Annotated in this window: 19 protein-coding genes and 1 pseudogene; 8 read left to right on the top strand and 12 right to left on the bottom strand. The window is 67.3% G+C overall.

Annotated features, from left to right (window positions below; translation table 11 throughout):
• The first annotated feature begins 6 nt into the window (after positions 1–6).
• From ASE28_RS11325 to ASE28_RS33555, 5 genes and pseudogenes are all read left to right on the top strand, one after another.
• On the top strand, positions 7–1287 hold the full coding sequence (locus ASE28_RS11325) for an ABC transporter substrate-binding protein (RefSeq protein ID WP_057266655.1): 1281 nt from the start codon (positions 7–9) through the stop codon (positions 1285–1287).
• Positions 1288–1321: 34 nt separating this feature from the next.
• Complete coding sequence (locus tag ASE28_RS11330) at positions 1322–1840, top strand: phage tail protein (protein ID WP_057266656.1); 519 nt, start codon at positions 1322–1324, stop codon at positions 1838–1840.
• A 13-nt stretch (positions 1841–1853) separates the two neighbouring features.
• Positions 1854–2375 (top strand): phage tail protein, encoded by a 522-nt coding sequence (locus ASE28_RS31290; RefSeq protein WP_082608026.1) that lies wholly within the window; start codon positions 1854–1856, stop codon positions 2373–2375.
• A gap of 37 nt (positions 2376–2412) precedes the next feature.
• Entirely contained in the window at positions 2413–2922 is a 510-nt protein-coding gene (locus ASE28_RS11335; RefSeq protein ID WP_057266657.1) for a phage tail protein, read from the top strand.
• Between the two features lie 865 nt (positions 2923–3787).
• Positions 3788–5833, top strand: a pseudogene (locus ASE28_RS33555) (Ig-like domain repeat protein); the annotation flags it as partial.
• Between the two features lie 1627 nt (positions 5834–7460).
• On the opposite strand, the gene ASE28_RS11345 reads toward ASE28_RS33555, so the two are convergent.
• Entirely contained in the window at positions 7461–8327 is an 867-nt protein-coding gene (locus ASE28_RS11345) for a hypothetical protein (RefSeq protein ID WP_057202680.1), read from the bottom strand.
• 98 nt (positions 8328–8425) lie between these two features.
• On the bottom strand, positions 8426–9544 hold the full coding sequence (gene alr, locus ASE28_RS11350) for an alanine racemase (protein ID WP_057202681.1): 1119 nt from the start codon (positions 9542–9544) through the stop codon (positions 8426–8428).
• A 134-nt stretch (positions 9545–9678) separates the two neighbouring features.
• Between alr and lplT the strand changes: the two genes are divergently transcribed.
• Both lplT and ASE28_RS11360 read left to right on the top strand, forming a co-directional pair.
• Positions 9679–10983, top strand: a complete 1305-nt coding sequence (gene lplT, locus ASE28_RS11355) for a lysophospholipid transporter LplT (RefSeq protein ID WP_057202682.1) — start codon at positions 9679–9681, stop codon at positions 10981–10983.
• A 183-nt stretch (positions 10984–11166) separates the two neighbouring features.
• Positions 11167–11652, top strand: a complete 486-nt coding sequence (locus ASE28_RS11360) for a glutathione peroxidase (RefSeq protein WP_057202683.1) — start codon at positions 11167–11169, stop codon at positions 11650–11652.
• Positions 11653–11662: 10 nt separating this feature from the next.
• Here ASE28_RS11360 and ASE28_RS11365 read toward each other — a convergent pair whose 3' ends face one another.
• Complete coding sequence (locus tag ASE28_RS11365) at positions 11663–12136, bottom strand: GNAT family N-acetyltransferase (RefSeq protein ID WP_057266659.1); 474 nt, start codon at positions 12134–12136, stop codon at positions 11663–11665.
• A gap of 36 nt (positions 12137–12172) precedes the next feature.
• A complete protein-coding gene (locus ASE28_RS11370) occupies positions 12173–13387 on the bottom strand; it encodes an acyltransferase family protein (RefSeq protein WP_057266660.1) in 1215 nt (404 codons plus the stop codon).
• A 141-nt stretch (positions 13388–13528) separates the two neighbouring features.
• Between ASE28_RS11370 and ASE28_RS11375 the strand changes: the two genes are divergently transcribed.
• Entirely contained in the window at positions 13529–14455 is a 927-nt protein-coding gene (locus ASE28_RS11375; protein ID WP_057266661.1) for a LytTR family DNA-binding domain-containing protein, read from the top strand.
• Here ASE28_RS11375 and ASE28_RS11380 read toward each other — a convergent pair whose 3' ends face one another.
• From ASE28_RS11380 to glnK, 8 genes are all read right to left on the bottom strand, one after another.
• Positions 14456–15016, bottom strand: a complete 561-nt coding sequence (locus ASE28_RS11380; RefSeq protein ID WP_057266662.1) for a dihydrofolate reductase family protein — start codon at positions 15014–15016, stop codon at positions 14456–14458.
• Positions 15013–15738, bottom strand: a complete 726-nt coding sequence (locus tag ASE28_RS11385; protein WP_057202687.1) for a YafY family protein — start codon at positions 15736–15738, stop codon at positions 15013–15015. Before ASE28_RS11385 ends, ASE28_RS11380 begins: the two co-directional genes overlap by 4 nt.
• A 21-nt stretch (positions 15739–15759) precedes the next feature.
• A complete protein-coding gene (locus tag ASE28_RS11390; protein ID WP_057202688.1) occupies positions 15760–16224 on the bottom strand; it encodes a GyrI-like domain-containing protein in 465 nt (154 codons plus the stop codon).
• 247 nt (positions 16225–16471) lie between these two features.
• Entirely contained in the window at positions 16472–17431 is a 960-nt protein-coding gene (locus tag ASE28_RS11395) for a ProQ/FINO family protein (RefSeq protein ID WP_157412497.1), read from the bottom strand.
• Positions 17432–17521: 90 nt separating this feature from the next.
• Positions 17522–18781: a glycolate oxidase subunit GlcF gene (gene glcF, locus ASE28_RS11400; protein WP_057266663.1), complete on the bottom strand. Its 1260-nt coding sequence runs from the start codon at positions 18779–18781 to the stop codon at positions 17522–17524.
• Between the two features lie 57 nt (positions 18782–18838).
• Positions 18839–19963, bottom strand: a complete 1125-nt coding sequence (glcE, locus tag ASE28_RS11405) for a glycolate oxidase subunit GlcE (protein ID WP_057267269.1) — start codon at positions 19961–19963, stop codon at positions 18839–18841.
• A 268-nt stretch (positions 19964–20231) separates the two neighbouring features.
• Positions 20232–21662 (bottom strand): ammonium transporter, encoded by a 1431-nt coding sequence (locus ASE28_RS11410; RefSeq protein WP_057266664.1) that lies wholly within the window; start codon positions 21660–21662, stop codon positions 20232–20234.
• Between the two features lie 33 nt (positions 21663–21695).
• Positions 21696–22034: a P-II family nitrogen regulator gene (glnK, locus tag ASE28_RS11415; RefSeq protein WP_007851823.1), complete on the bottom strand. Its 339-nt coding sequence runs from the start codon at positions 22032–22034 to the stop codon at positions 21696–21698.
• Positions 22035–22230 lie beyond the last annotated feature (196 nt).

Raw genomic sequence — 22230 nt, forward strand, 5'->3', positions numbered from 1 at the left:
CAAACCATGGAATTCGAAGACACCGCGCCTTTGGCCCCGCAGGCCCTGGAATCGGAAAGCCGCCGGCGGTTTGTGGCCGGCACCGGAGCGATGGCAGTTGCCGCCGCACTGGGCGCTCCCGGCCTTGTCGGTGCTGCTCCCTCCTCACCCCTGGCCACAACCACCACCATGAGCACGGGCCGTACGCTGCGGGTAGGCATGCTGCTGCCCGAAGGGCGGGCTTACCCTCTGCTCGGCGCACAGTTGATGGCCGGCGCACAGGCCTTTGCGCAGCAGCAGACCGGTGGCCCGCAACTGCGCTTCTCGCCCGTCACCTACGGAAACTACTCCAGCCAGGCGCAACATGCCGCAGAGGAGTTGCTGGCGACCGGGCAGGTGGATGTGCTGGCCGGTTTCGTCCATACCGGCAAGCAGGCCGCCCCCTGGGAGCCCCTGCTGGAACGCTACCAGGTGCCCCTGCTCGTGGGTGATACCGGCGCCAACGCGCTCAGTCCCCAGGCGCGCTCGCCCTGGGTGGTGCACAACAGCCTGGGCCACTGGCAGGCAGCCTGGGCCGCAGGCCGCTGGGCCGCCAAGGCGCTCGGCCCGCGCGCCATTGTGGCCGTGGGCCCGGCAGACTGCGGATTTGACCACCTTCCCGCCTTCGAGCGCGCTTTTGCGTCTGCCGGTGGGCGGGTGCAGAACACGGTGTTCACACGCTCAGTCGACGGGACCAGCCTGTTGGATGAACTGGCGCTGCTGGTGCGCCAGACACGACCCGACTTCGTGTTCGCGCTGGACTCCGGTCACCGGGCCGATGCGTTCAAGCAATTCTGGACACAGTCGGACATTGCCAGCCAAGTACCCCTTGTGGCCAGCGGCATGCTCGCGGAAACCATGGCGGCTGCCCACCAACCGGCGTGGGGATTGGAGATCTGGGCAGCACGCTCCTGGCAACCTCAGGCGGAGGGCACCAGCGGTGTGACAGCCTTTCAGCGCGTGCAGCAGCCCACAACATTCCATTTGCTGGGGTACGAACTTGCCCAACGCCTGCACGCAGCAGCCCGGTCGGCCCCTCTTGGACTGCCGCTGGCCCAGGCCATGGCAGCGGCCGTGCTGCAGACACCGCGCGGAGAAGTGCGCCTGGATGCGATCTCTGGAGAAACAGTGACGGCAGCCTACCTGCACGCCCTGCACCTGAAACAGGCCCGCGCAGCGGTAACCCTGCCCTCCGTGTCGGCCGCATCCTGCCAAGGATTGTGTGACGTGCTGCTCAGCCGGGTCACAGGCACTTATCTGGCAGCGTGAGCATCTTCCAGAATTTCCTAGAAAGCGATTGACGATGTCCGAACCATTCATTGGCGAAATCACCATGTTTGCCGGTAACTTCCCCCCCCGGGGCTGGGCATTTTGCCAAGGCCAAATCATGTCTATTGCGCAAAATACCGCTCTTTTCTCCCTGCTGGGCACCACTTATGGAGGTAACGGACAAACAACCTTCGCCCTACCCGACCTACGCGGCCGCGCACCAGTTCACGCGGGCCAACTCACCGGGGGCGGGAACTATGACCAGGGTCAGTTCGGAGGTGCAGAAAGCGTGTCCTTGATCGCCACCGAGATCCCTGCCCACAGCCACACCTTGGCCGCCGGGTCCACTGGGACCCAGGCTTCGCCGTCGGGAGGCTTGCCCGCAACCACCCCAGCGCGCGATTTCCGTTACTCCAACGCTGCGGCAAGCGCCGCTCTGCATGCCGGCACCATTTCGTCCGGTGCCGGCGCACAGCCGCATGAGAATCGCGCGCCTGTGTTGGCACTGAACTTCATCATCGCGCTGGAAGGCATCTTCCCGTCGCGCAATTGAGTTTGAGGTATCTATGTCCGAACCATTTATCGGAGAAATCCGCCATTTCGCTTTCAGCTTCGCGCCTCGGGGCTGGATGGCCTGCCAAGGCCAGATTTTGAGCATTGCCCAAAATACAGCCCTCTTTTCCATACTGGGAACCACCTACGGGGGCAACGGACAGACCACGTTCGCATTGCCCAACTTCGCAGGGCGCACCCCGATCCAACAAGGCCAGGGGCCAGGTTTAAGCCCGTACGTCCTGGGCGAGCAACTGGGCGCAACGACTGTTACCCTGACGGCAGCACACATACCGCCACACACCCACCTGGTATCTGCCGTGGCTGCTGTCGGCACCAGCGACGCGCCGGCTGGGAACGCCCTCGCACAATCGAGCATACGTAGCGATCTGTACGCCGCCACCGCACCGGATACAGCGATGTCTTCTTTTGCAGTGAATACTGCCGGTGGCGGCCAGCCTCACAACAACATGCCCCCTTACATGGCGGTGGGCCTTTGTATTGCGACGGAAGGTATTTTCCCGTCTCGCAACTAAAACCGTCGCCCCCGGCAAAACCCTCGGAAAAATATCCATGTCAGATCCCTTTATCGGCGAAATCCGCATGTGCGGCTTCAACTTTGCGCCACGTGGCTGGGCACTGTGCAATGGGCAAATTTTGTCCATTGCGCAAAACTCGGCTTTGTTCTCCTTGCTCGGCACCACCTATGGAGGCAATGGGCAGACTACATTTGCACTTCCGGACTTGCGCGGACGGCGCACCATCGGCATGGGCACGGGCGCAGGTAGCAACTATGTGTGGGGGCAGGTGGGCGGTGCCGAAACCCACGAGCTGACCCTGTTGGAATTGGCACCCCACAACCATACCCTAATGGCATCCAGCGCCTCAGGCGACCAAGCCTCGCCAGGCGGCAATGCACTCGCCGCCTCGACGGTGGATTCACCGTATTCCACCAGCAGCAATGGAACCCAGGCCACCCTGGTCTCCAGCGGGGGAGGTTCTTCACCCCACGAAAACCGCCCACCGTTTCTGGTGGTGAACTTCGCGATCGCGCTGCAGGGCATTTTTCCGTCCCGCAACTGATCCACACAAGAACCCACAAGGCGCCCTGGCGCTGCAAGGCCCACGGGCCGACCGAGGAGTTGATTTCATGCAACGATGGATCCAAACCCTGAAGCCGACCTGGTGGTCTGGGCTGGGCATGCTGGTTCTGGCCCTGGGGGCCAGCGGCCATGCCATGGCTGCCACCATCACGGTGGATACGCTGGGGGATGGCAACACGGGATGCACCCTGCGCAGGGCCCTTTCCAACGCCAACGCGGCCAACCAGGGAGCAGCGGAGTGCACTCGGGGGGATGCCAGCGGCAACGAAATTCGCTTCAATGCAGCGGCCCAGACAATCGTACTGACCGCGGGCAATGGCCCTCTGGTCATTCAGCGCAACCTCACCATCACGGGCAACGGCGCGGCCTCCACGAGCATTTCAGGTGGCGGCCAAGTTCGCGTGCTGGACATTCCTATCGGCAGCAGCGTGACACTGGCCCTGACCGGGCTCACCGTACAAAGCGGCAAGGCGCTGGCCAGCAGCACCATGAGCAATGCGGGCGGGCTGTTCATCCCCACAGGCTCCACCGCCAACCTGAGCAACTGCGCCTTCCGCAACAACGACGCCCAGTCCAGCGGCGGTGCCATCGAAAACCGCGGCGCGCTGACCATCAACGCCTGTACCTTCACCGGCAACACGGCAGCCGGTGAAGGCGGAGCCATCCGCAACATCGGCACGATGACGGTGGACGGATCCCTCTTCAACAGCAACACGGCCGACCGCGGCGGCGCGGTGTGGGTCAACCGCACGGCGGTAACCACTATCGACCTGCTCAATTCCAAGTTCGGTGCCAACACCGGTAGCAGCACAGGGGGCTCTGTCGTTCCTCTGGGTGTGGCCGTGATGAATGCCACGGGCAGCAGCGCCACCTTGACCACCACGGGCAGCGTGTCGCAAGGACAAGCCTATCCAGAGAGCCCTCCGACCATCACGGTCCAACCTACCACACCGGTCACCGTGGGCAGCGCTGCCACCCTGTCGGTGACACTGACCGGCGGCACCACCCCCACGGGCACGGTGAGCCTGCTGTCCGGCGTGGATGCCATTGCCGGTTGCTCCAATATCGCCTTGACCAATGGCACTGCGAGCTGCAGCCCGGCTACCCTGGTCGTGGGTGTGCACACCATCACGGCCCAGTATCCCGGCGACAGCAACTACCTGGCCGGCACTTCTGCAGGCGTGGCCCAGGTCATCAATAGCTCTACGAACCAGGACACCAAGCAGGTCACGGTGAGCGGCCCGCAAAATGCCGAGGTGTGGGTGGACAGTGCCAACAAGGGCACCATCAATGCCAGCGGCAAGCTGACCGTCACGCTCGATACTCCGGCCCCGGATGGAAACAAGAATTTCCTGGTCGAAACCAAGACCGCGGGCGGTGGGGCCACCTTGGTCACCGGCACGCTCACGATCACGCGCGACGGAACGCCGCCGGTGTTCTCCAACATCCTGCCGGCCGATAGTGGCTTCCTGGGTGCCAGCAGCACGATCGGCTACACGCTGAGCGAAGACGTGGTGGCCGGCGCCACCATCGTGTTCACGCGCACTGGCGGCGCCGCCGACCCGACACCGCATACCTGCACACTTCAAGGCACTGCGCTGGTTTCGGGCACCCACCAGATCGCCTATGCCGCCAATGCCAACGGCTGCGCCACGGCACTGAACCTGGTCAGCAATGCCATCTACAGCATCGCCTTCAGTGGGACGGACAAGGCGGGCAACCCATCGGCCACCGCCCCAGTCACCGGTGTCACTTACGACACCACGGCCCCAACGGCCAGCCTGACCCTGCCCGCCACGTCCACCAGCCGCACGATCACCGTAGCGGCCGGTGCGTTCAGCGGCAGCGATGCAGGATCCGGCATTGCCGCTGCAGGCTACTGCCTGCAGGAGAGCAACGTGTCGGCCAGCTGCGCCTGGGGTACGGTGCCCACAAGCTATCCGTTTGCATCGGATGGCAACAAGACGCTGTACGGCTTCGTCAAGGACAATGCCGGCAACGTCTCTGCCATCGCGCCCGCTGCCACTGCCAGCGTGTTGGTGGACTCCAGCGTGCCGGTGGCTCCCACCTTGGCCACGACGCCCACCTACGCCATCGGCAACTCCACCGCGCTGACCATCCAGAGCGCCGAGAATGGGCTGCAGGTCTGGCTCGGCAATAGCAACACCGGCCAGGTCATCGCGGGCGGTACCGCCAGCATCAGCATCGACACCAGCGGCATTGCCAATGGCCAGCAAGCCACCTTCCGGATCACGCTGCGCGATGCTGCAGGCAATGTGAGCGCGGAACTGGTGCTGCCCCTGACGCGCGATACCAACGCCCCGGCGTTCAGTGCGACGACCCCGGCGAACAACGCAGCCATCAAGGCCAATTCCACGCTGGGCTTCACGCTCAGCAAGGCTGTGGCCAGCGCGCTCATCACCGCCACCCAGACGGGCGGCACGGCCGACGGCGCCTCCCCCCACACCTGCAACCTGCAGGGCACCGCCCTCAATGCGGGCGCCCATGGTGTGGCGCTGACCGCCGACGCCAATGGCTGCACGGCTCCCCTGGGTCTGGTCGATGGTGCGATCTACACCTTCGCATTCGACGCGACCGATGCGGCCAGCAACCCCGCAGTCACCGCATCGATCACGGGGGTCAAGTACGACACCAGCGCTCCGGCAGCCCCGGCAGTGACCACACCAGCCAATAACGCATCGGCCGAAGGCAGCTCGGTGGTCATCAGCGGCACGGCAGAAGCCGGCAGCCGGGTGGATGTGTACGAAGGCGCGACCCTGCTGGGCAGCGGCACGGCAACGGGCGGCAACTTCTCGGTCACGGTATCCGGCCTGACCTTCGTGGTGCACAACTTCACACTCAAGGCCACGGACGCTGCAGGCAACGAGAGCGCCAGCAGCCCCGTGCTGACCTACACGGCCCAGGTGCCCAGTGGTGGTGGCTCGACTCCACCCACGGTGGTGACGCAAGGCAGCGTGGCAGTGACGCCAGGCGCGCCGGTCATCGTCGGCGGCAATGTGCAGGTCACGGCATCCCCAGGCAGCACGATCACGCTCAACCCCCAATCGGGCGGATCCACCATCACCCTGCCCCCCGCAGGCAGTGGCGGTACCCCGGCGCCGGTGACCCTGGTGATCGGCGGCCAGACCTTCAGCATCCAGCCCCAGCCCGACACGGCCACGGTGCTCAGCGTGGTCACGCTGATCGGCGCCAATGGCCAGCCCCAGGTGGCGCTGGTGCTCAACCCGTCGACCTCGGGTGACTCCCAAGTCACGCTCAGCGGTACGGTGAGCCAGGGCACGGTGGTGGCCCTGCTGTCCACCACCACGGGCAACCTGCCACTGACTGCACTGGGCGATGGCGTGGTGTCGGTCACGCTCATCACCACCCCACGCGCTGCCGCTGGCACGCCGCAGTCGTGGAGCGTGTTCGTGCGCACAGGCCGGGTGGCACTGCCACCGGCTGCCAATGGGGCTGCCGCCGTGACGGTGTACAGCGGCGAAGTGGCTCGGCTCGATGGCGCGGGCAAGGTACAGAGCGTGCGCCTGGGCACCGTGGCCGGCACCGGCCTGGGCGACCCCGTGCAGCGCAGTGACCTGCCTGCGGGCATCAACGCCAACGTGGGCTTCGTGCGCCTTGCGGGCGTGCCCACCCGCACGGGCGGCAGCACGCCGTTGGAAACCCTGGTCAACAACGGCCTGCGCACCGTTGGCATCACCAGCGCGGCGCAGGCTGCGGATGGCAGCGTCACCTGGACCCTGGGCGGCGTGAGCTTCCCCGTGGTGCCGCTGGAAGTGCGTGTGGTGCCCGGCCGCGCCGATGGCGCGACCGTGGCGGACGATGGCAGCATCGAGGTGGCCACAGCAGGCCTGGTGACCCGCTTCGGACCGGTCCTGCAGTCCCTGCCCGCCATGGGCCAGGCCCTCACGGCCCTGGGCGCCACGACGGTACTGCAGCCCAATGGGGCCCTGCGCGTCTCCCTGGGCAGCACCGTCTTCCACCTGCGCGCGCAATGGTTGCCGATGGGCCGCACGGGCAATGCCCCGGGCTTCGTCTTCCACAGCACGACCGGCCTGGTCTTCACGGATGCGAATGGCGTGAGCCAGGCGCTGCAGGGCGACGTAGCCGACTACGACGGGCTCACCAGCTTGCTGCAATCGCTCCTGGGCACGGCCACCGTCCTGCGCACCGTCCTCGACCTGCAGACCGAGCTGATCGTGGCCGGCCAGCGCTTTCAGCTGGTGCCCGACCTGGCTCTGCTGCCTGCGGGCACGGGGCCTGCCGACAGCAACTGGTGGTTTGAAGGCAGCAAGCTATTCGTACGCTACACCGGTGGCCTGGTACAGGGCTTTGCTGTGACGGCACGCTGAGCACAACAGCAAGGACCCAGTCCAGCCGCACAAAGCGGGGGGCGCCCAAGGCGCCTCCCGCTTTTTTTTGGGGTGGCCGGAATGATGCCAGGTGGACGGCCCGAACCTGTACTGGTGTGGTTGAGCATGCGCCCGACCAGCGCAGGGTTCAGCGTGCCTTCATGCCGGACTGTATGGCCCGCACCGCCTCGGGCAGCGAATTCACATGGGGCAGGAAATGGTCGATGGTGGCGCCCAGCGCCACGGCGCACACCACGGCGCCAAGCATGGGCTTCCAGGTAAGGCGCACGGCGGCGCTGAGCCAGCCCTCGCGTTCCACGCCCATGGCGGCGCGTGCCGTCACCACGGAAAAGGCCAGCTCCACCGCCACGGTGAGCAGTACGTCCCAGCCGAAGAACAGCATGGCCAGGGCGCCCGCGCCGAAGACGATGGCGGCCCCGATCAGGAAGATGGCGACGATGGGGATGACCACCACCGCGCCTTCGTCAGCGCCCGACACCGCATCGGCCGCACCGCTGGCCAGGTCGCCCAGGCCGGAGCCCGCGTCCGAGAGCCCCGAGCCGAAGTCGCCTGAGCCACTGCCGGTGTGCACGCTGCTCCCACCGGATCGGGGCATGGGCATGCGCGGCCCGCCACCACCGCGCCAGGTCACGGCATCGATCGCCATGTCCGCCACATCCGTCGCGGCCTCGGCCGCATCGCCCGCGCCGCTGCCAGAATCGCCGTCCTCGTCTATCAAGCGGGCGGCCCACATGCGCAGCACCAGCAGGTAGCCCACATAGCCGACCGAGAGGGTGACCAGGTAACGCAGCGCCAGCGTCTCCATGCCCAGCAGCATCTGCACGTGCGATGTGCACCACATGATGAGCAGCGTGAAGCCGCCGATCAGAAAGCCGTGCAGGCGCAGGCTGTAGCGCTGCTGCAGGCTGTCCGCCAGCTGGTGCTGGGGCTGCATGCGCACGGAGCGCCAGTTCGAGGTCTTTTTACGGGAACTGCTGCGCTTGTTGTCGGCCATGGGCGGCACTCCTGTCAGAGCGGATGGTCAGGCGCGCAGCGTACCCGATCCAGCCGTGTTTCACGGAATTGCCCGCGGGGCACACCGTGAAGAAATCCTCATTCCACGGCGACGGGCACGCGCTGCGCCAGCGCGCACATGAGCTCCCAGGACACGGTACCCGCCGGCTGGGCCACTTCATCGATGGTCAGCACGGCGCCGTTGCCGGCCCGGCCCCAGAGCGTGACCTCGCTGCCAAAACCGACATCCGTGCCCAGCGCCATGCCCGACTGCAGCAGCGGCGTCAGGTCCACGGTGACCATGTCCATGCTCACCCGGCCCACGATGCGCGTGCGCACGCCATTGACCAGCACCGGCGTGCCGGTGGGGCAGTGGCGCGGGTAGCCGTCGCCGTAGCCGCAGGCAGCCACACCGATGGTGAGCGGCCCCTCGGCGGTGAAGCTCGAACCATAGCCCACGGTGTCGCCCGCCTGCAATTGCTGCACCGCCAGCAGCTTGGTGGACAGCGTCATCGTGGGCTCCAGCCCCCAGTGGCCGGCCGAGTTCTCCGGGTGATCGGGCGCGTTGCCGTACAGCACGATGCCCGCGCGCACCCAGTCGGCGCGCACAGCCGCGTCAGCGCTGTGGCGCAGGGTGGCAGCGCTGTTGGAGAGTGTGCGCTCACCCGGCAGGTCGGCGGCGGCGGTGTTGAACGCGGCCATCTGGTGGGCAATGCCGCGCGGGCCGTCGGCATCGCTGAAATGGGTCATGAACGAGATCTCGTCCACCTGCGGCAGCGCGTTGAGCCGGGCCCAGGCAGCGCGGTAGCGTTGGGGCGTGAAGCCCAGGCGGTTCATGCCCGAGTTCATCTTCAGGAACACGCGGTGCGGCACCTGCGTCTTGTGGGTGGCCAGCATATCGATCTGCTCGTCGCAGTGCACGGCATGCCACAGGTTAAGGCGCGAGCACAGCTCCAGGTCGCGCAGCTCAAACACGCCTTCGAGCAGCAGGATCGGGCCGCGCCAGCCCAATTGGCGCACGCGCTCGGCCTCGGCCAGGTCCAGCAGGGCAAAGCCGTCGGCCCCGCGCAAGCCCTCATAGGCACGCTCGATGCCATGGCCGTAGGCATTGGACTTGACCACGGCCCAGACCTTGGCGTCGGGGGTGCTGCGGCGCACGCGCTCCAGGTTGTGGTGCAGGGCGGCGGTGTGGATGGTGGCTTGTATCGGGCGTGGCATGGGGTTTGACCGGGTGGGATGTCCAGGATTCTGGCACCGTGACCGTTTACCCACGTGATATAACCATCCGTCGGCCAACAGGCTCCCCATATTTAACAGGGCATCAGTCCAACTGATGCAGCACCAGCCATTCGATGAAGCGCGGTTTCTACACCATCATGTCGGCGCAGTTCTTCAGCTCGCTGGCCGACAATGCGCTGTTCGTGGCCGCTGTCGAACTCCTCCGTTCAGAAGGTGCTCCCGAGTGGCAGCGCGCCGCCCTGGTGCCCATGTTCGCGCTGTTCTACGTGGTGCTGGCGCCCTTCGTGGGCGCTTTTGCCGACGCCTTGCCCAAGGGCAAGGTGATGTTCGTGAGCAATGCCATCAAGGTGGTGGGCTGCCTCATGATGCTGTTCGGCTCACACCCCCTCATTGCCTATGCGGTGGTGGGGCTGGGCGCTGCGGCCTACTCGCCCGCCAAGTACGGCATCCTGACCGAACTGCTGCCCGCCTCCCAACTGGTCAAGGCCAATGGCTGGATCGAAGGGCTCACCATCGCCTCCATCATTCTCGGGGTGCTGCTGGGCGGCCAGCTCGTCGGGCACAACGTCTCGGGCATGATGCTGAGCTTCGACTTTCCGATGATCGACACCGGCGTGGACACGCCTGCCGAAGCAGCCATCGCCGGGCTGATCTTCATCTACATCCTCGCAGCCTGGTTCAACACCCGCATCCCGCACACGGGTGTGGAGATGCGCCCCATGCGATCCGACCCCTCGCGCAGCATCCTGGCCAACACCATGGCGCTGCTGCCCGACTTCTGGGCCTGCAACAACCGCCTGTGGCGCGACAAGCTGGGCCAGATCTCGCTGGCCACCACCACCCTGTTCTGGGGGGCGGGCGGCAATCTCAAGTTCATCGTGCTGGCCTGGGCCGGCGTGGCCCTGGGCTACAACACCACGCAGGCCTCGGCCCTTACCGGCGTGGTGGCCATCGGTACCGCCGTGGGCGCCGTGGTGGCCTCCATGCGCATGCGGCTGGATATGGCCACCCGGGTCATCCCGCTCGGTATCGCCATGGGCCTGCTGCTGATATTGATGGTCTTCATCAAGAACATCTGGCTGGCCATTCCCTTTTTGATCCTGCTGGGCGGCCTGGGCGGCTACCTGGTCGTGCCCATGAATGCGCTGCTGCAGCACCGCGGCCACAACCTCATGGGCGCCGGCCGCTCCATCGCCGTGCAGAACTTCAACGAGCAAGCCTGCATCCTGGCGCTGGGCGCGTTCTACAGCCTGTCGCTCAAGTTCGGCCTGTCGGTGTTCGGCGCCATCACCATCTTCGGCTTGGTGGTGGCAGCCATCATGTGGATCATCCGCCGCTGGCACCAGCGCAACTGCGTGAACCACCGTGAAGAGGTGGAGCACCTGCTGCATATCGCGCGCCAGGACGCACATCACTAATCCCCCCTGAGGCGCTGCGCGCCATCCCCCCAGGGGGACGCCACCCGTGCGGCGGGGCGGCCCTTGCACGGTGGCACTGGCCTCGGCCGAGCGCACAGCATAGATCGCGCCCAAGGCAAAGGCCGCCAGGCAGACAAACTACACAGCGGCTACCATGGGCCCTTCAGCCACCGAGGAACCCCCATGCCCGACAGCATCTACGATTTCGAAGCCCAGCAGATGAATGGCCAGAGCGTGCCGCTTTCGCAGTACCAGGGAAAGGTGATGCTCATCGTCAACACGGCCAGCGCCTGCGGGTTCACACCGCAGTTCGGCGGGCTCGAAGAGTTGCACAAGGCGTACGGCGACAAGGGGCTGGTGGTGCTGGGCTTTCCCTGCAACCAGTTCGGCAGCCAGGACCCGGGCAGCAACGACGAGATCGCGAGTTTCTGCCAGCTCAACTACGGCGTGAGCTTTCCGATGATGGCCAAGATCGACGTCAACGGTGCCAACGCCTCGCCGCTCTACCAATGGCTCAGCGCAGAGGCCCCGGGCCTTCTGGGCAGCAAGGCCATCAAGTGGAATTTCACCAAGTTCCTGGTGGGCAAGGACGGCAAGGTGATCCGCCGCTATGCCCCGCAGGATGCGCCCAAGAAGCTGGCTGGCGACATCGAGGCAGCGCTGGCCTGAAGCCCAGGTCCTACGCCTGCCAGCGGCACAGCACGCGCTCACGCCCTGTGATCGGGTGGCGGTTGTGCCCGTGCTCCTGCAGGCCGTAGCGCGCATAGAAGCGGCGCGCCCGCAGGTTGGTGCTGGCCACATGCAGCGACCAGCCCTGCGGGCAGAGCGCACACACATGGGCCACCAGGGCAGCGCCGATGCCGGTCCCTTGCGCGCCGGGGTCGACGAACAGCTGGTGCAGATGGGCCGCCTCCACGTCCAGCACCATGAACGCCGTGGCGGTTCCGTCGTGCACCCCCAACAGCGTGAGGCAGGGCGGGCAGAACTCGGCATGGACTCGCTCCAGCCAATGCGTCAGGGGCGCCACCTCGGCCACCAACGGATTGGCCGAGGCCCAGGCCCGGCGCCACAGGGCTGCCAGCAGCGGGGCATCGCTCCCGGTAGCGGGCCGCAGCGCTGAGAGCCCGGCAAGGTTCGGTGGGGTGGATTCCATGGATTTCGGAGCGGCCAGGCGGCCAGTATCGCGCCATCACGGCATCTGCGGCGAACCCAGCGAAAGCCCTGCCGCCCGTGGTCGCAAGCCCTTGGCTCCTCGGGGCAACCCGAACAGCGGCCGCAGCCACCGCACCCGTCGCACCACCGCCGTCATGGCCCAGCACACCAGCACCGTGCCGGCCAGCAGGGCCAGCGGCTCCAGCACCGGGCCGAGCTGCCAGCGTGCCAGTGCCACCGCCAGCACGATGATGGCGGTCTGGTGCAGCAGATACCAGGGGTAGACCGCCTCCTGCGCCCAGCGCAGCCAGGGCCATGGCCGGTTGAGCCGGTGGTGGGCCCAGCCCAGGATGGCCAGCAGCGTGCTCCACAGGTACAGGTCGGCCAGCACGCGCATGGCAGTGCGCGCCAGCCAGCCGCCCTGCTGCACGGCCACACCGCGCAGCGCCGTGAACAGCACCAGCAGTGCCAGTGCCGCGACCAGGGCGCGCCAGCGCAGGCGCACCAGCTCGGCCCACAGGCCGGCGTCGAGCCCGATCCAGTAGCCATACAGGAAGAGCGTGAAGTACACCGCATGCAGCCAGGCGTCGTGAATGAGGTCGTGGGTGGGCGGAAAATGCCGCCACAGCAGCACCGAATACAGCACCAGCGGCAGCACGGGCCAGGCAAAGAGCGCCAGGCCACGCAGGCCGGTGAACGCCCGGCGCAGCCGCTGGCCCGGTGCGGACTCCAGCCAGGGCAGCAGCACGGCCAGCACCACGGTGTAGGCCCACAGGTAGGCCAGGTACCACAGGTGGTTCCAGGTCACGCGGGCCTCCCAGCCATCGAAGGCGCCGGCCGGCCAGGGGCCCCCGCCGTAGTAGCGCAACAGGAAGGCGCCGAAGCCCGGAGTGATCAGGCCACTGGCCACGCCCTGCACATAGGGCTGGTAGGGCACTACCACCGCCATGCCAAAGGCCAGCGGCAGCAGCAGGCGTCCACTGCGCAGCCGGACCAGCCCCGCTACCGTCCGCCCCCGGCGCACCAGGCCGAGCGCCAGGCCGGAGACCAGGAACACCAGGTCCATGCGCCAGAGATTCAGTGCCCGCATGGGCATCTGCAGCCACTCTGCGGCGTGCGGGCTCTTGATGTGCCAATGCCAGTCGGCCACGTAGTACATGGCGACGTGGTAGACGATGACCAGGGCGAAGGCCAGGGCGCGCAGGGCATCGATGTCGTGGCGGCGGGAAATGGAGTGCGATGGAGCAGTCATGGCCCCATGCTCGGGCGCTCCGACGGCGCGGCGGGCCTGCTTGGGACCGGAGTGATCCCTTTTGGGACGAGCGGTGGCCACCTGGGATGTGGCGGAGGGCTGATTTACCAAGGGGCTGTGCGCCTTGCCTACACTGGCGGCATGTCCCGACCTGCCCTGCCCTGGCCCGAACGCTATCGTCCCTTGCGCCGCCGTGCAGAAGTGGCGTTCTGGGCCGTCCTGCTGCTGGTGCAGGCGGCCTTCAACAGCGTGGTGACGCTGATCGACCTGCGTTCTGCCGGCCGGCCCGTGGCCGCCTGGGAGCCGGCACTGTGGGAACTGTCCAGTGTGCTCGTGGTCGGGCTGCTGATCCCGGCCATCGTGGCCTTCGAGCGGCGCTTTCCGCTGCACTGGGACATGCTGCGCCGCCACCTGCCCTGGCACCTGGTGGGCAGCGTGGCCTACTGCAGCATCCACCTGGCAGGGATGATGGCCCTGCGGCACCTGGCCTATTCCACCATGGGCGCCGAGTACCGGCTGAACGGCCCCTGGTGGGCCCAGTGGGGCTACGAGTACCTCAAGGACGTACGCACCTATGCACTCATCGTCAGCAGCCTGGTAGGCTACCGCTTTTTGCTGCTACGGCTGCAGGGCGAGGCCCGGGTGCTGGACACGCCCGAATCCCCCGCCATTCCCGAACCATCACCCGCCACCGGACCGGCGGCGCCTGAACTGGCCCCGTCCCTGCCCGTGCAGCGCCCCGAACGCTTCCTGGTGCGCAAGCTGCGCCGCGAATTCCTGATCGCCGCCACCGACATCGCCTGGCTGCAGGCCGAGGCCAACTACGTGGGCCTGCATGTGAACGGGCACGACTACCTGGTGCGCTCCACCCTGGCGGATTTCCTCACACAGCTGGACCCGGCGCGCTTCGTGCGCGTGCACCGCAGCTATGCCGTCAACCTGGATGCGGTGGCCGAGATCGAGCCGCTGGACAGCGGCGATGCCCGCCTGTTGATGAAGGATGGCAGCACCGTGCCTTGCAGCCGCCGCTACCGCAGTGCGCTGGCCCAGCAGGGCACTGCGAGCTGATCAGCCGCAGGAGGGAGCGCTGCGCACCCGCTTGAAGTGCTGCGTCAGCACGCCATTCGGATAGGCCTGGTGCGCCTGCAGCGTCCAGTGCTGCGGCGCCATTTTCTGCGGCACGCCCCACAGCGGCAGGCCCGACCCCAGCGTGACCGGAATGGTGGCCAGCATCAGGTGATCCACGAGCCCGGCACGCAGGAACTGCCCCGCCAGTTGGCCACCGCCCACCAGCCAGACCTGCCGGAAGTCTCGATCCATCCATTGCGCCACCAGTTCGTGCGGTTGCGCAGCACCCCAGAACACACTGGGCGGCAAGCTTCCATCGGTGGGTGCGTCCTGGTGGCTCAATACCCAGGCCGGCCGCTCGCCGTAAGGCCAGTCGCCAAAGGAGCGGGCCACGGCATAGGTTGTGCGCCCCATGACCAGGGCATCGACCCCGGCCATGAAGTCCGCCAGGCCATAGTCGGTACCGGCCTGCTCGAAGGGGTGCAGCCAGTCGAGTTCGCCGCTGGGGCCGGCGATAAAGTCATCCAGCGTGGCAGCCACGTAGTAGGTGACCTCGGTCATGCGCAAGGGGCCTCGTCGCTCAGGGATGGGGGGCGCGAGGCCATCTCGGCCTCCACCTGGCGCAGCATGTCGGCCAGGGTCTTGCCGGGCTCCTGGCGGAACTGCTCGGGCAGCACCGTGAGCTCGGCGATGCGGTCGATGCGAAAGCCCCGGAAGTCTTCGCGCAATTCGCACCAGGCCGACAGCGTCCAGACCTTGCCCCAGTAGAAGCAGCCCAGGGGCCGCAATCTGCGCACGCTGGGCCGGCCCTGCACGTCCGCATAGTCGATCTGCACCACGTGGCGGCTGTGCACCGCCTCGCGCAGGGTCTGCAGGGTGGCCTGGGCACGCGGGCCCAGGCCCACCGAGGGGGCGTAGAGCGCCTGCGACTCGGCGGCCACGCGCGCCTCGGGTGGCAGCACCGAGAGGATCTTGCCCAGCGCCCCTTCCACCTCGCGCGCCAGCCCTGCATCGAGCCAGGCCTGCGCCAGCCGCGCGGCGGCCACCAGGGCATTCGCCTCGCCCTGGCTGAACATCAGCGGCGGCAGGTCAAAGCCCGCGCCCAGGCGGTAGCCCACCCCCGCCTCACCCTCGATGGGCACGCCCTGGTGCTGCAGGTCGGCCACGTCGCGGTAGATGGTGCGCTGCGACACCTCCAGCCGCTCGGCCAGAAAGGCGGAGGTGGACAGGCGCCGCCCGCGGATGAGCTGGACGATCTGAAACAGGCGGTCGGCACGGCGCATGGCTGGTGAGAAGGAACAGGCCTAGACGCCGATGTGGATGGCCACGCGATCAGGGCCCGCATAGGCCTCGAAGTCGGTGGTGAAGCGGCGCTGGATCTGCGGGTTCTCATCAAAGTAGCGCCACACCTCGCCCCAGGCGTCGATCACCATCTGCGGCATGCTGCCCTGACCGTGGAACACCAGGTAGTCGCCGGCCTCGATGGCAATGGTCGATGCACCGCCCACGACCTCCGAGCCTTCGGGAGCAGCCACGCCGGCCGTGACATCGAAGGCGCCATGCTCGTTGGACTCATAGGCGCTGTAGACGCCGAAGATGCGGCCGTCCGCCCCGGGCCGAGGCAGCTTGTGCTCCCAGCTTTCGCTGAAGAAACGGTCCCACAGGCCTCCGATGCGGGAGGTTTCGGGGTTCATCTCGTCACTGTTGCGGGTGCGCACGGCAATGCCGGCAACGCGGAAGGCGGGAATCTTTTCAGAAACGGGTGGCATGCGGTTTCCTCTCTCTTTTGGTTGGTCTGGAGTAGCCATGGTGCTGCCCTGCTGCTGACAACCTGGTGTCAGCAGGATGGCGCGGCAATCCACAATTTGCAACCGAAAGTGAGAGGTAACGCCACTGCATGGTCCGCATGCACGCTGCTGCCAACACAGTGTCAGCAGGGAACCATTGCACCACGCACAGCCTGCAGCGCGGGCGCGACCGGACTGCCACCGGGCAAGGCCCGGTGCCGGTGACAGGTCAGTCGGCGGCAGGGACCGCCGCAGAGGGAGCAGCAGCGGCAGCCGCCACCAGGCCACGGTAGCGCCGTGCGCGCTCCAGCGTCTGGCCCACGGCGCGCGGCGCCATGCCATACATGTCGGCAAAAGCCTCCAGGGCCTGGCCGCTGGCATCGAAGGCGCGCAGCAGCGCCTCGTCCTTGGCGTTGCGCACGGACCATTCGGCAAAAGCCTCTTCGAGCAGGGCGTTGGCCTCCTCGTCACGGCCGGCCACGAGCTCGGTGTAGGCCTCGCGCGTCAGGCCAGAGGCCTCGAACGCCTGGACCATGCGGTTGCGCAGCTTGGGCAGCAGGTCCTCGCTGGCGCGGGCCTTGTTGTTCTTTCTGCGGCGGTAGACCTCCAGCAGGGCGTGGTGCACATGCTCGGGGGCCATGGCCTCCACGGGCTGACCGGCCAAGTCGTGGCGCTTCTCGCCGGCCGCCACGCTTTGCAGGTAGCGGGTGGAGCGGGTATGCAGCCCCAGGGCCACCTTGAGTGCATCGCGCTCGAACTGCTCGGGGTGCGCGGCCAGGATGTCCTGGAAGATGCCGCGCTTGAGCGGGCGGAACACCGCGCCGAACAGCTGCGGGTACAGGCCGGCCAGTTGCTCTAGTGCGGGATGGGTGCGCTGCGGCGCACGGGCGCCTGCTGGCGCGGCCGCAGCGGGCTGGCCTGCAGCCGGGGCGCCGGCCTCGCCACGCGGACGGCCGTCGCGGCGATTGTTGTTGCGGCCACCGCGGCCGCCCCGGCCCTCACGGTGGGGGGCCGCAGGAGCGGCAGCCGCCGCAGCACCCTCCCCGGCATCGCCTGGAGCCACGGCGGGGGCCGATGCAGCGTCTGCCGCCGTAGGGGCAGCGGCGGCGGGCGCGGCGGTCTGTTCTTGTTCTGGCACGTTGTCGGTCATGGCGTAGCGAAGGAAGGGGGCAACAAAACCCTCAATCATGCCAGTCTTGGCGCCGGGCACCTAATTCAGGGCCTCCGGCCGGCCCCTCGCACGACGGTGCAGCATCCATCCGGACGGAGACACACGCCCTTACTGCGCAGCGGTCAAGGCCTCGTCCAGCACCTCGATCCAGTGGCGCACAGGCGTCGCGGTGCCGCTTTGCAGGTGCGTGATGCAGCCGATGTTGGCCGACAGGATGGCATCCGGCGGCTGCTCACCAAACGCCTCGCCCAGCGCGCCGACCTTGCGGTCGCGCAACTGGTGGGACAGGCCGGGGTTGAGCACCGAGTAGGTGCCCGCCGAGCCGCAGCACAGGTGCGATTCATTGCGCGCCACCCGGAGCTTGAAGCCCAGCCTGCCCAGGTGCGTTTCCACCCCGCCGCGCAGCTTTTGCCCGTGCTGCAGCGTGCAGGGGGGGTGGTAGGCGAACAGCGTGTCAGGCGGGGGCTGCACACGGCCGGCCAGGCGCTGGGCAAGTTCGGGCAGCAGGTCCGGCAGCAACTCGGACAGGTCGCGGGTGAGCGCGCTGATGCGCGCGGCCTTGGCGGCGTACTGCGCATCGTTCTGCAGGATGTGGCCGTACTCCTTCACCGTGACGCCGCAGCCCGAGGCGTTAATGACGATGCACTCCACGCCACCCGCTTCGACCAGCGGCCACCAGGCGTCGATATTGGCGCGCATCTCGGCCTTGCCGCCGTCCTGGTCGTTGAGGTGGAACTTGACCGCGCCGCAGCAGCCGGCCTTGGGCGCTACCAGGGTCTCTATGCCTGCGGCGTCGAGCACGCGCGCCGTGGCGGTGTTGATACCGGGCATCATCGCGGGCTGCACGCAGCCGGGCAGCATGAGCACCTTGCGCGCATGCGCCCCCGTGGGCCAGGCGCCCGGATCGCGTGGCGTCGGCACCTTGGCCTGTAGGGACTCGGGCAGCAGGCCGCGCACCATCTGCCCGGCCTTCATCGCCGGGGCGAACAACGCCGAAGGCAGGCCTTCCTTGAGCGCCCAGCGCAGGGCCTTCTCGCCCAGGGGGCGCGGCACCTTCTCGTCCACGATCTTGCGGCCGATGTCCACCAGGTGGCCATACTGCACGCCGCTGGGGCAGGTGGTCTCACAGTTGCGGCAGGTCAGGCAGCGGTCCAGGTGCATCTGGGTGGCGCGCGTGGGCGCCTGGCCTTCGAGCACCTGCTTGATCAGGTAGATGCGGCCGCGCGGGCCATCGAGCTCATCGCCCAGCAGCTGGTAGGTCGGGCAGGTGGCGGTACAGAAGCCGCAGTGCACGCACTTGCGCAGGATGGCCTCTGCCTCGAGGCCGTCGGCGCGGGCGCGGTATTCAGGGGAGAGTTGGGTTTGCATGGTGCATGCCTGGACAGTGAATGGTTGTGCCGCGCAGTGGCGGTGCGGATGGACCGCCTACCAGCCCGGCGCCATGCGCCCGGGATTGAAGATGCCGGCCGGATCAAAGCTGTGCTTCAGGCGTGCATGGATCTGCTCCAGCGCGCGCGACGGCAGGGCCGCATGGCCCGCCCCGCCCGGCTCGCGCGCCAGGGGTGCCCGGAACATCGCCGCGCTGCCACCTGCGGCCCGGGCCGCCTCGCGCAGCGCATCGCCTGCGGATTCAGGCGCCTGCACCCAGCGCAGCGCGCCATGCCATTCGACCAGCGGCTGGGCGCCACCGGGCAGGGCCATCACGGGTGCCGTGGCTGGCAGCGACAGTCGCCACAAGGCGTGCCCGGGTGGGCGCGCGGCGAACCAGGGCAGGGCCTGGTCACGGCAGGCGCTCCAGTCAGCGGCTACCACGGCGGGGTCCAGGCGCTCGCCGCCCATGGTGCGGCAGGCCGCCTCCACCGCGGCCACGGCGCCGCGCAAGCGCACCTGCAGCGTGCCCGTGTGGGCGTCGCCGGCCCAGCGGCTGGCGTTGAGCGGCAGGGGCTGGCCGCCCCAGGCATGCAGGCGGCGCAGTGCATCGGCCTGGTTGCATTCGAAGCGCAGCGTGGCCTCGCCCGGGGCCACGGGCAGCACCTTGAGGCTGACCTCGGTGAGCAGGCCCAGCGTACCCCAGGCGCCCGCCATGAGGCGCGACACGTCGTAGCCTGCCACGTTCTTCATGACCTGGCCGCCAAAGGTCAGCAGCTCGGCACGGCCGTTGAGCAGCACCACGCCCAGCAGGTAGTCGCGCACGGCGCCCACGCTGGCACGCGCCGGGCCCGAGAGACCGGCCGCCACCATACCGCCGACCGTGGTGGCCTGCGGCTGCGCACCGAAGTGCGGGGGCTCGAAGGGCAGGCACTGCCCCTGGGCGGCCAGGGCGGCCTCCAACTCGGCCAGCGGTGTGCCGGTGCGCACGGTGACGACCAGCTCGCTGGGCTCGTAGTCCACCATACCCTGGAGCACCCGGGTGTCGAGCACCTCGCCATGCAAGGCCAGGCCGTGAAAATCCTTGCTGCCCCCACCGCGGATGCGCAAAGGGGTCTGGTCGGCTGCGGCGGCGCGCACGCGTTCGGTGATCTGGGCGAGGGCTGAGTCCATGCCTTGGATCGTAGCGGCTGCACCCCGCCCAGGCCCTGCCAGCCGCCGTGAATTTTTTGAACGGCCGGCGTGAGGACAGCGGTGGGAGCGGCCCGTTCCAGTACCCCCCATGAAAAACCCGCCGAAAGGCGGGTTGGTCAAAAAGAAGCCCGCCAGGGCGGCGGGCAAAGGGATCCGAGGAGGATTCCGAGGAGACTCTCGCAGAAAAACAGGAATCAGAAAATCAGGACCGGGCGGGCTGCGGCACCACCAGACACCGCAGCCTCCGGCCCATCCATCAACGGTTGTAAGCCGTTTCGCCGTGGGACGTGATGTCCAGGCCTTCGCGTTCGGCTTCTTCCGAGACACGCAGGCCCACCAGCAGGTCAGCGATCTTGTAGGAGATGAAGGCCACGACGCCGGACCACACGATGGTGAACAGCACGCTCTTGACCTGGATCCACACCTGTGCGCCCATGGCGAAGGTGTCAGGCGTCAGGCCGCCCGTACCACCCAGGCCCTTGGAGGCGAACACACCGGTCAGGATGGCACCCAGGATACCGCCCACACCGTGCACGCCGAACACGTCGAATGCGTCGTCCACGTTGAGCATGCGCTTCAGGCCACCCACACCCCACAGGCAGACGATACCGGCGATCAGGCCCAGCACGATGGAACCCATGGGGCCCACGAAGCCGGCAGCAGGCGTCACCGCCACCAGACCGGCCACGGCGCCCGAGGCAGCACCCAGCATGGAAGCCTTGCCCTTGTGCAGCGCTTCACCGGCGATCCAGCTCAGCGTGGCAGCGGCAGTGGCCAGCACGGTGTTCACGAAGGCCAGGCCCGCATTGGCGTTGGCGGCACCGGCGGAACCGGCGTTGAAGCCGAACCAGCCCACCCACAGCAGCGAGGCACCCACCATCGTCAGCGTCAGGCTGTGGGGCGTCAGAGCCTCCTTGCCGTAGCCGATGCGCTTGCCCACCATGTAGGCACCCACCAGGCCGGCGACACCGGCGTTGATGTGCACCACGGTACCGCCAGCGAAGTCCAGCGCGCCGTCAGCACCCAGCAGGCCGCCGCCCCACACGATGTGGGCCATGGGCACGTAGCTGAAGGTGAACCACAGCACCGAGAAGATCAGCACGGCAGAGAACTTGATGCGCTCGGCAAAGGAGCCGACGATCAGCGCCACGGTGATGGCCGCGAACGTACCCTGGAAGGCGATGAACACGTACTCGGGGATGGTGATCAGGGCACCGAAGGTCTCCTGGTTCACGCCCTTGAGGAAGATCTTGTCCAGGCCGCCGAAGAACTTGCCTTCACCCGAGAACGCCAGGCTGTAGCCGTAGATGGCCCACAGCAGGGAGATCAGCGAGAAGACCACGAAGACCTGCATCAGCACGGACAGCATGTTCTTGGAACGGCCCAGGCCGCCGTAGAACAGCGCCAGGCCGGGGATGGTCATCAGGATGACCAGCAGCGTGGAGGTCAGCATCCAGGCGGTATCGCCGGAGTCGATCTTGGGTACGGGAGCGGCAGGGGCAGCCTCGGAGGCGGCCGCAGCAGGTGCCGGTGCCGGTGCAGCCGCAGGGGCAGCAGCCGCAGCAGCGGGCGCGGCTTCTGCCGGCGCCGATGCGGCTGCATCGGCGGCAGGTGCCTGGGCCAGCGACAGTCCACCGACGGACAGCAGGCTCAGCCCCAGAATGAAGGAAGCAAGCAATTTTTTCATGGCATTTGTCTTTCGTGTTGTGCGGCGGGCCCTTTAAAGGGCTTCCTTGCCGGTTTCGCCGGTGCGAATGCGTACCACCTGCTCCAGGTGGGTCACGAAAATCTTGCCGTCGCCGATCTTGCCGGTGCGTGCAGCGGCTTCGATGGCCTCGATCACCCGGTCCACCAGTTCGTCCGCCACGGCGGCTTCGATCTTGACCTTGGGCAGGAAGTCGACCACGTACTCTGCACCACGGTACAGCTCCGTGTGGCCCTTCTGGCGTCCGAAGCCCTTGACCTCGGTCACCGTAATCCCCTGCACCCCGATGTCCGACAGGGCTTCACGCACCTCGTCGAGCTTGAAGGGTTTGATGATGGCTGTCACCATTTTCATTTTTGATTCCTCCAGGAAGGGGCGCACGGGGCGCCCCTGAAAGATTTACAGGGTTTTGGTCAGCGTGACGATCACGCGCGACTTGTTGACGGGACCGAAGTAGTCCTTCTTGTTGGCGCCGACCACGGCGGCACCCAGCGACAGGCCCGAGCCGAAGTCATAGGCACCGCCGACGCTGTAGTCGATGTAGTTGGGG

The sequence above is a fragment of the Acidovorax sp. Root219 genome, from assembly GCF_001428665.1.
Taxonomy (GTDB): Bacteria; Pseudomonadota; Gammaproteobacteria; order Burkholderiales; family Burkholderiaceae_C; genus Acidovorax.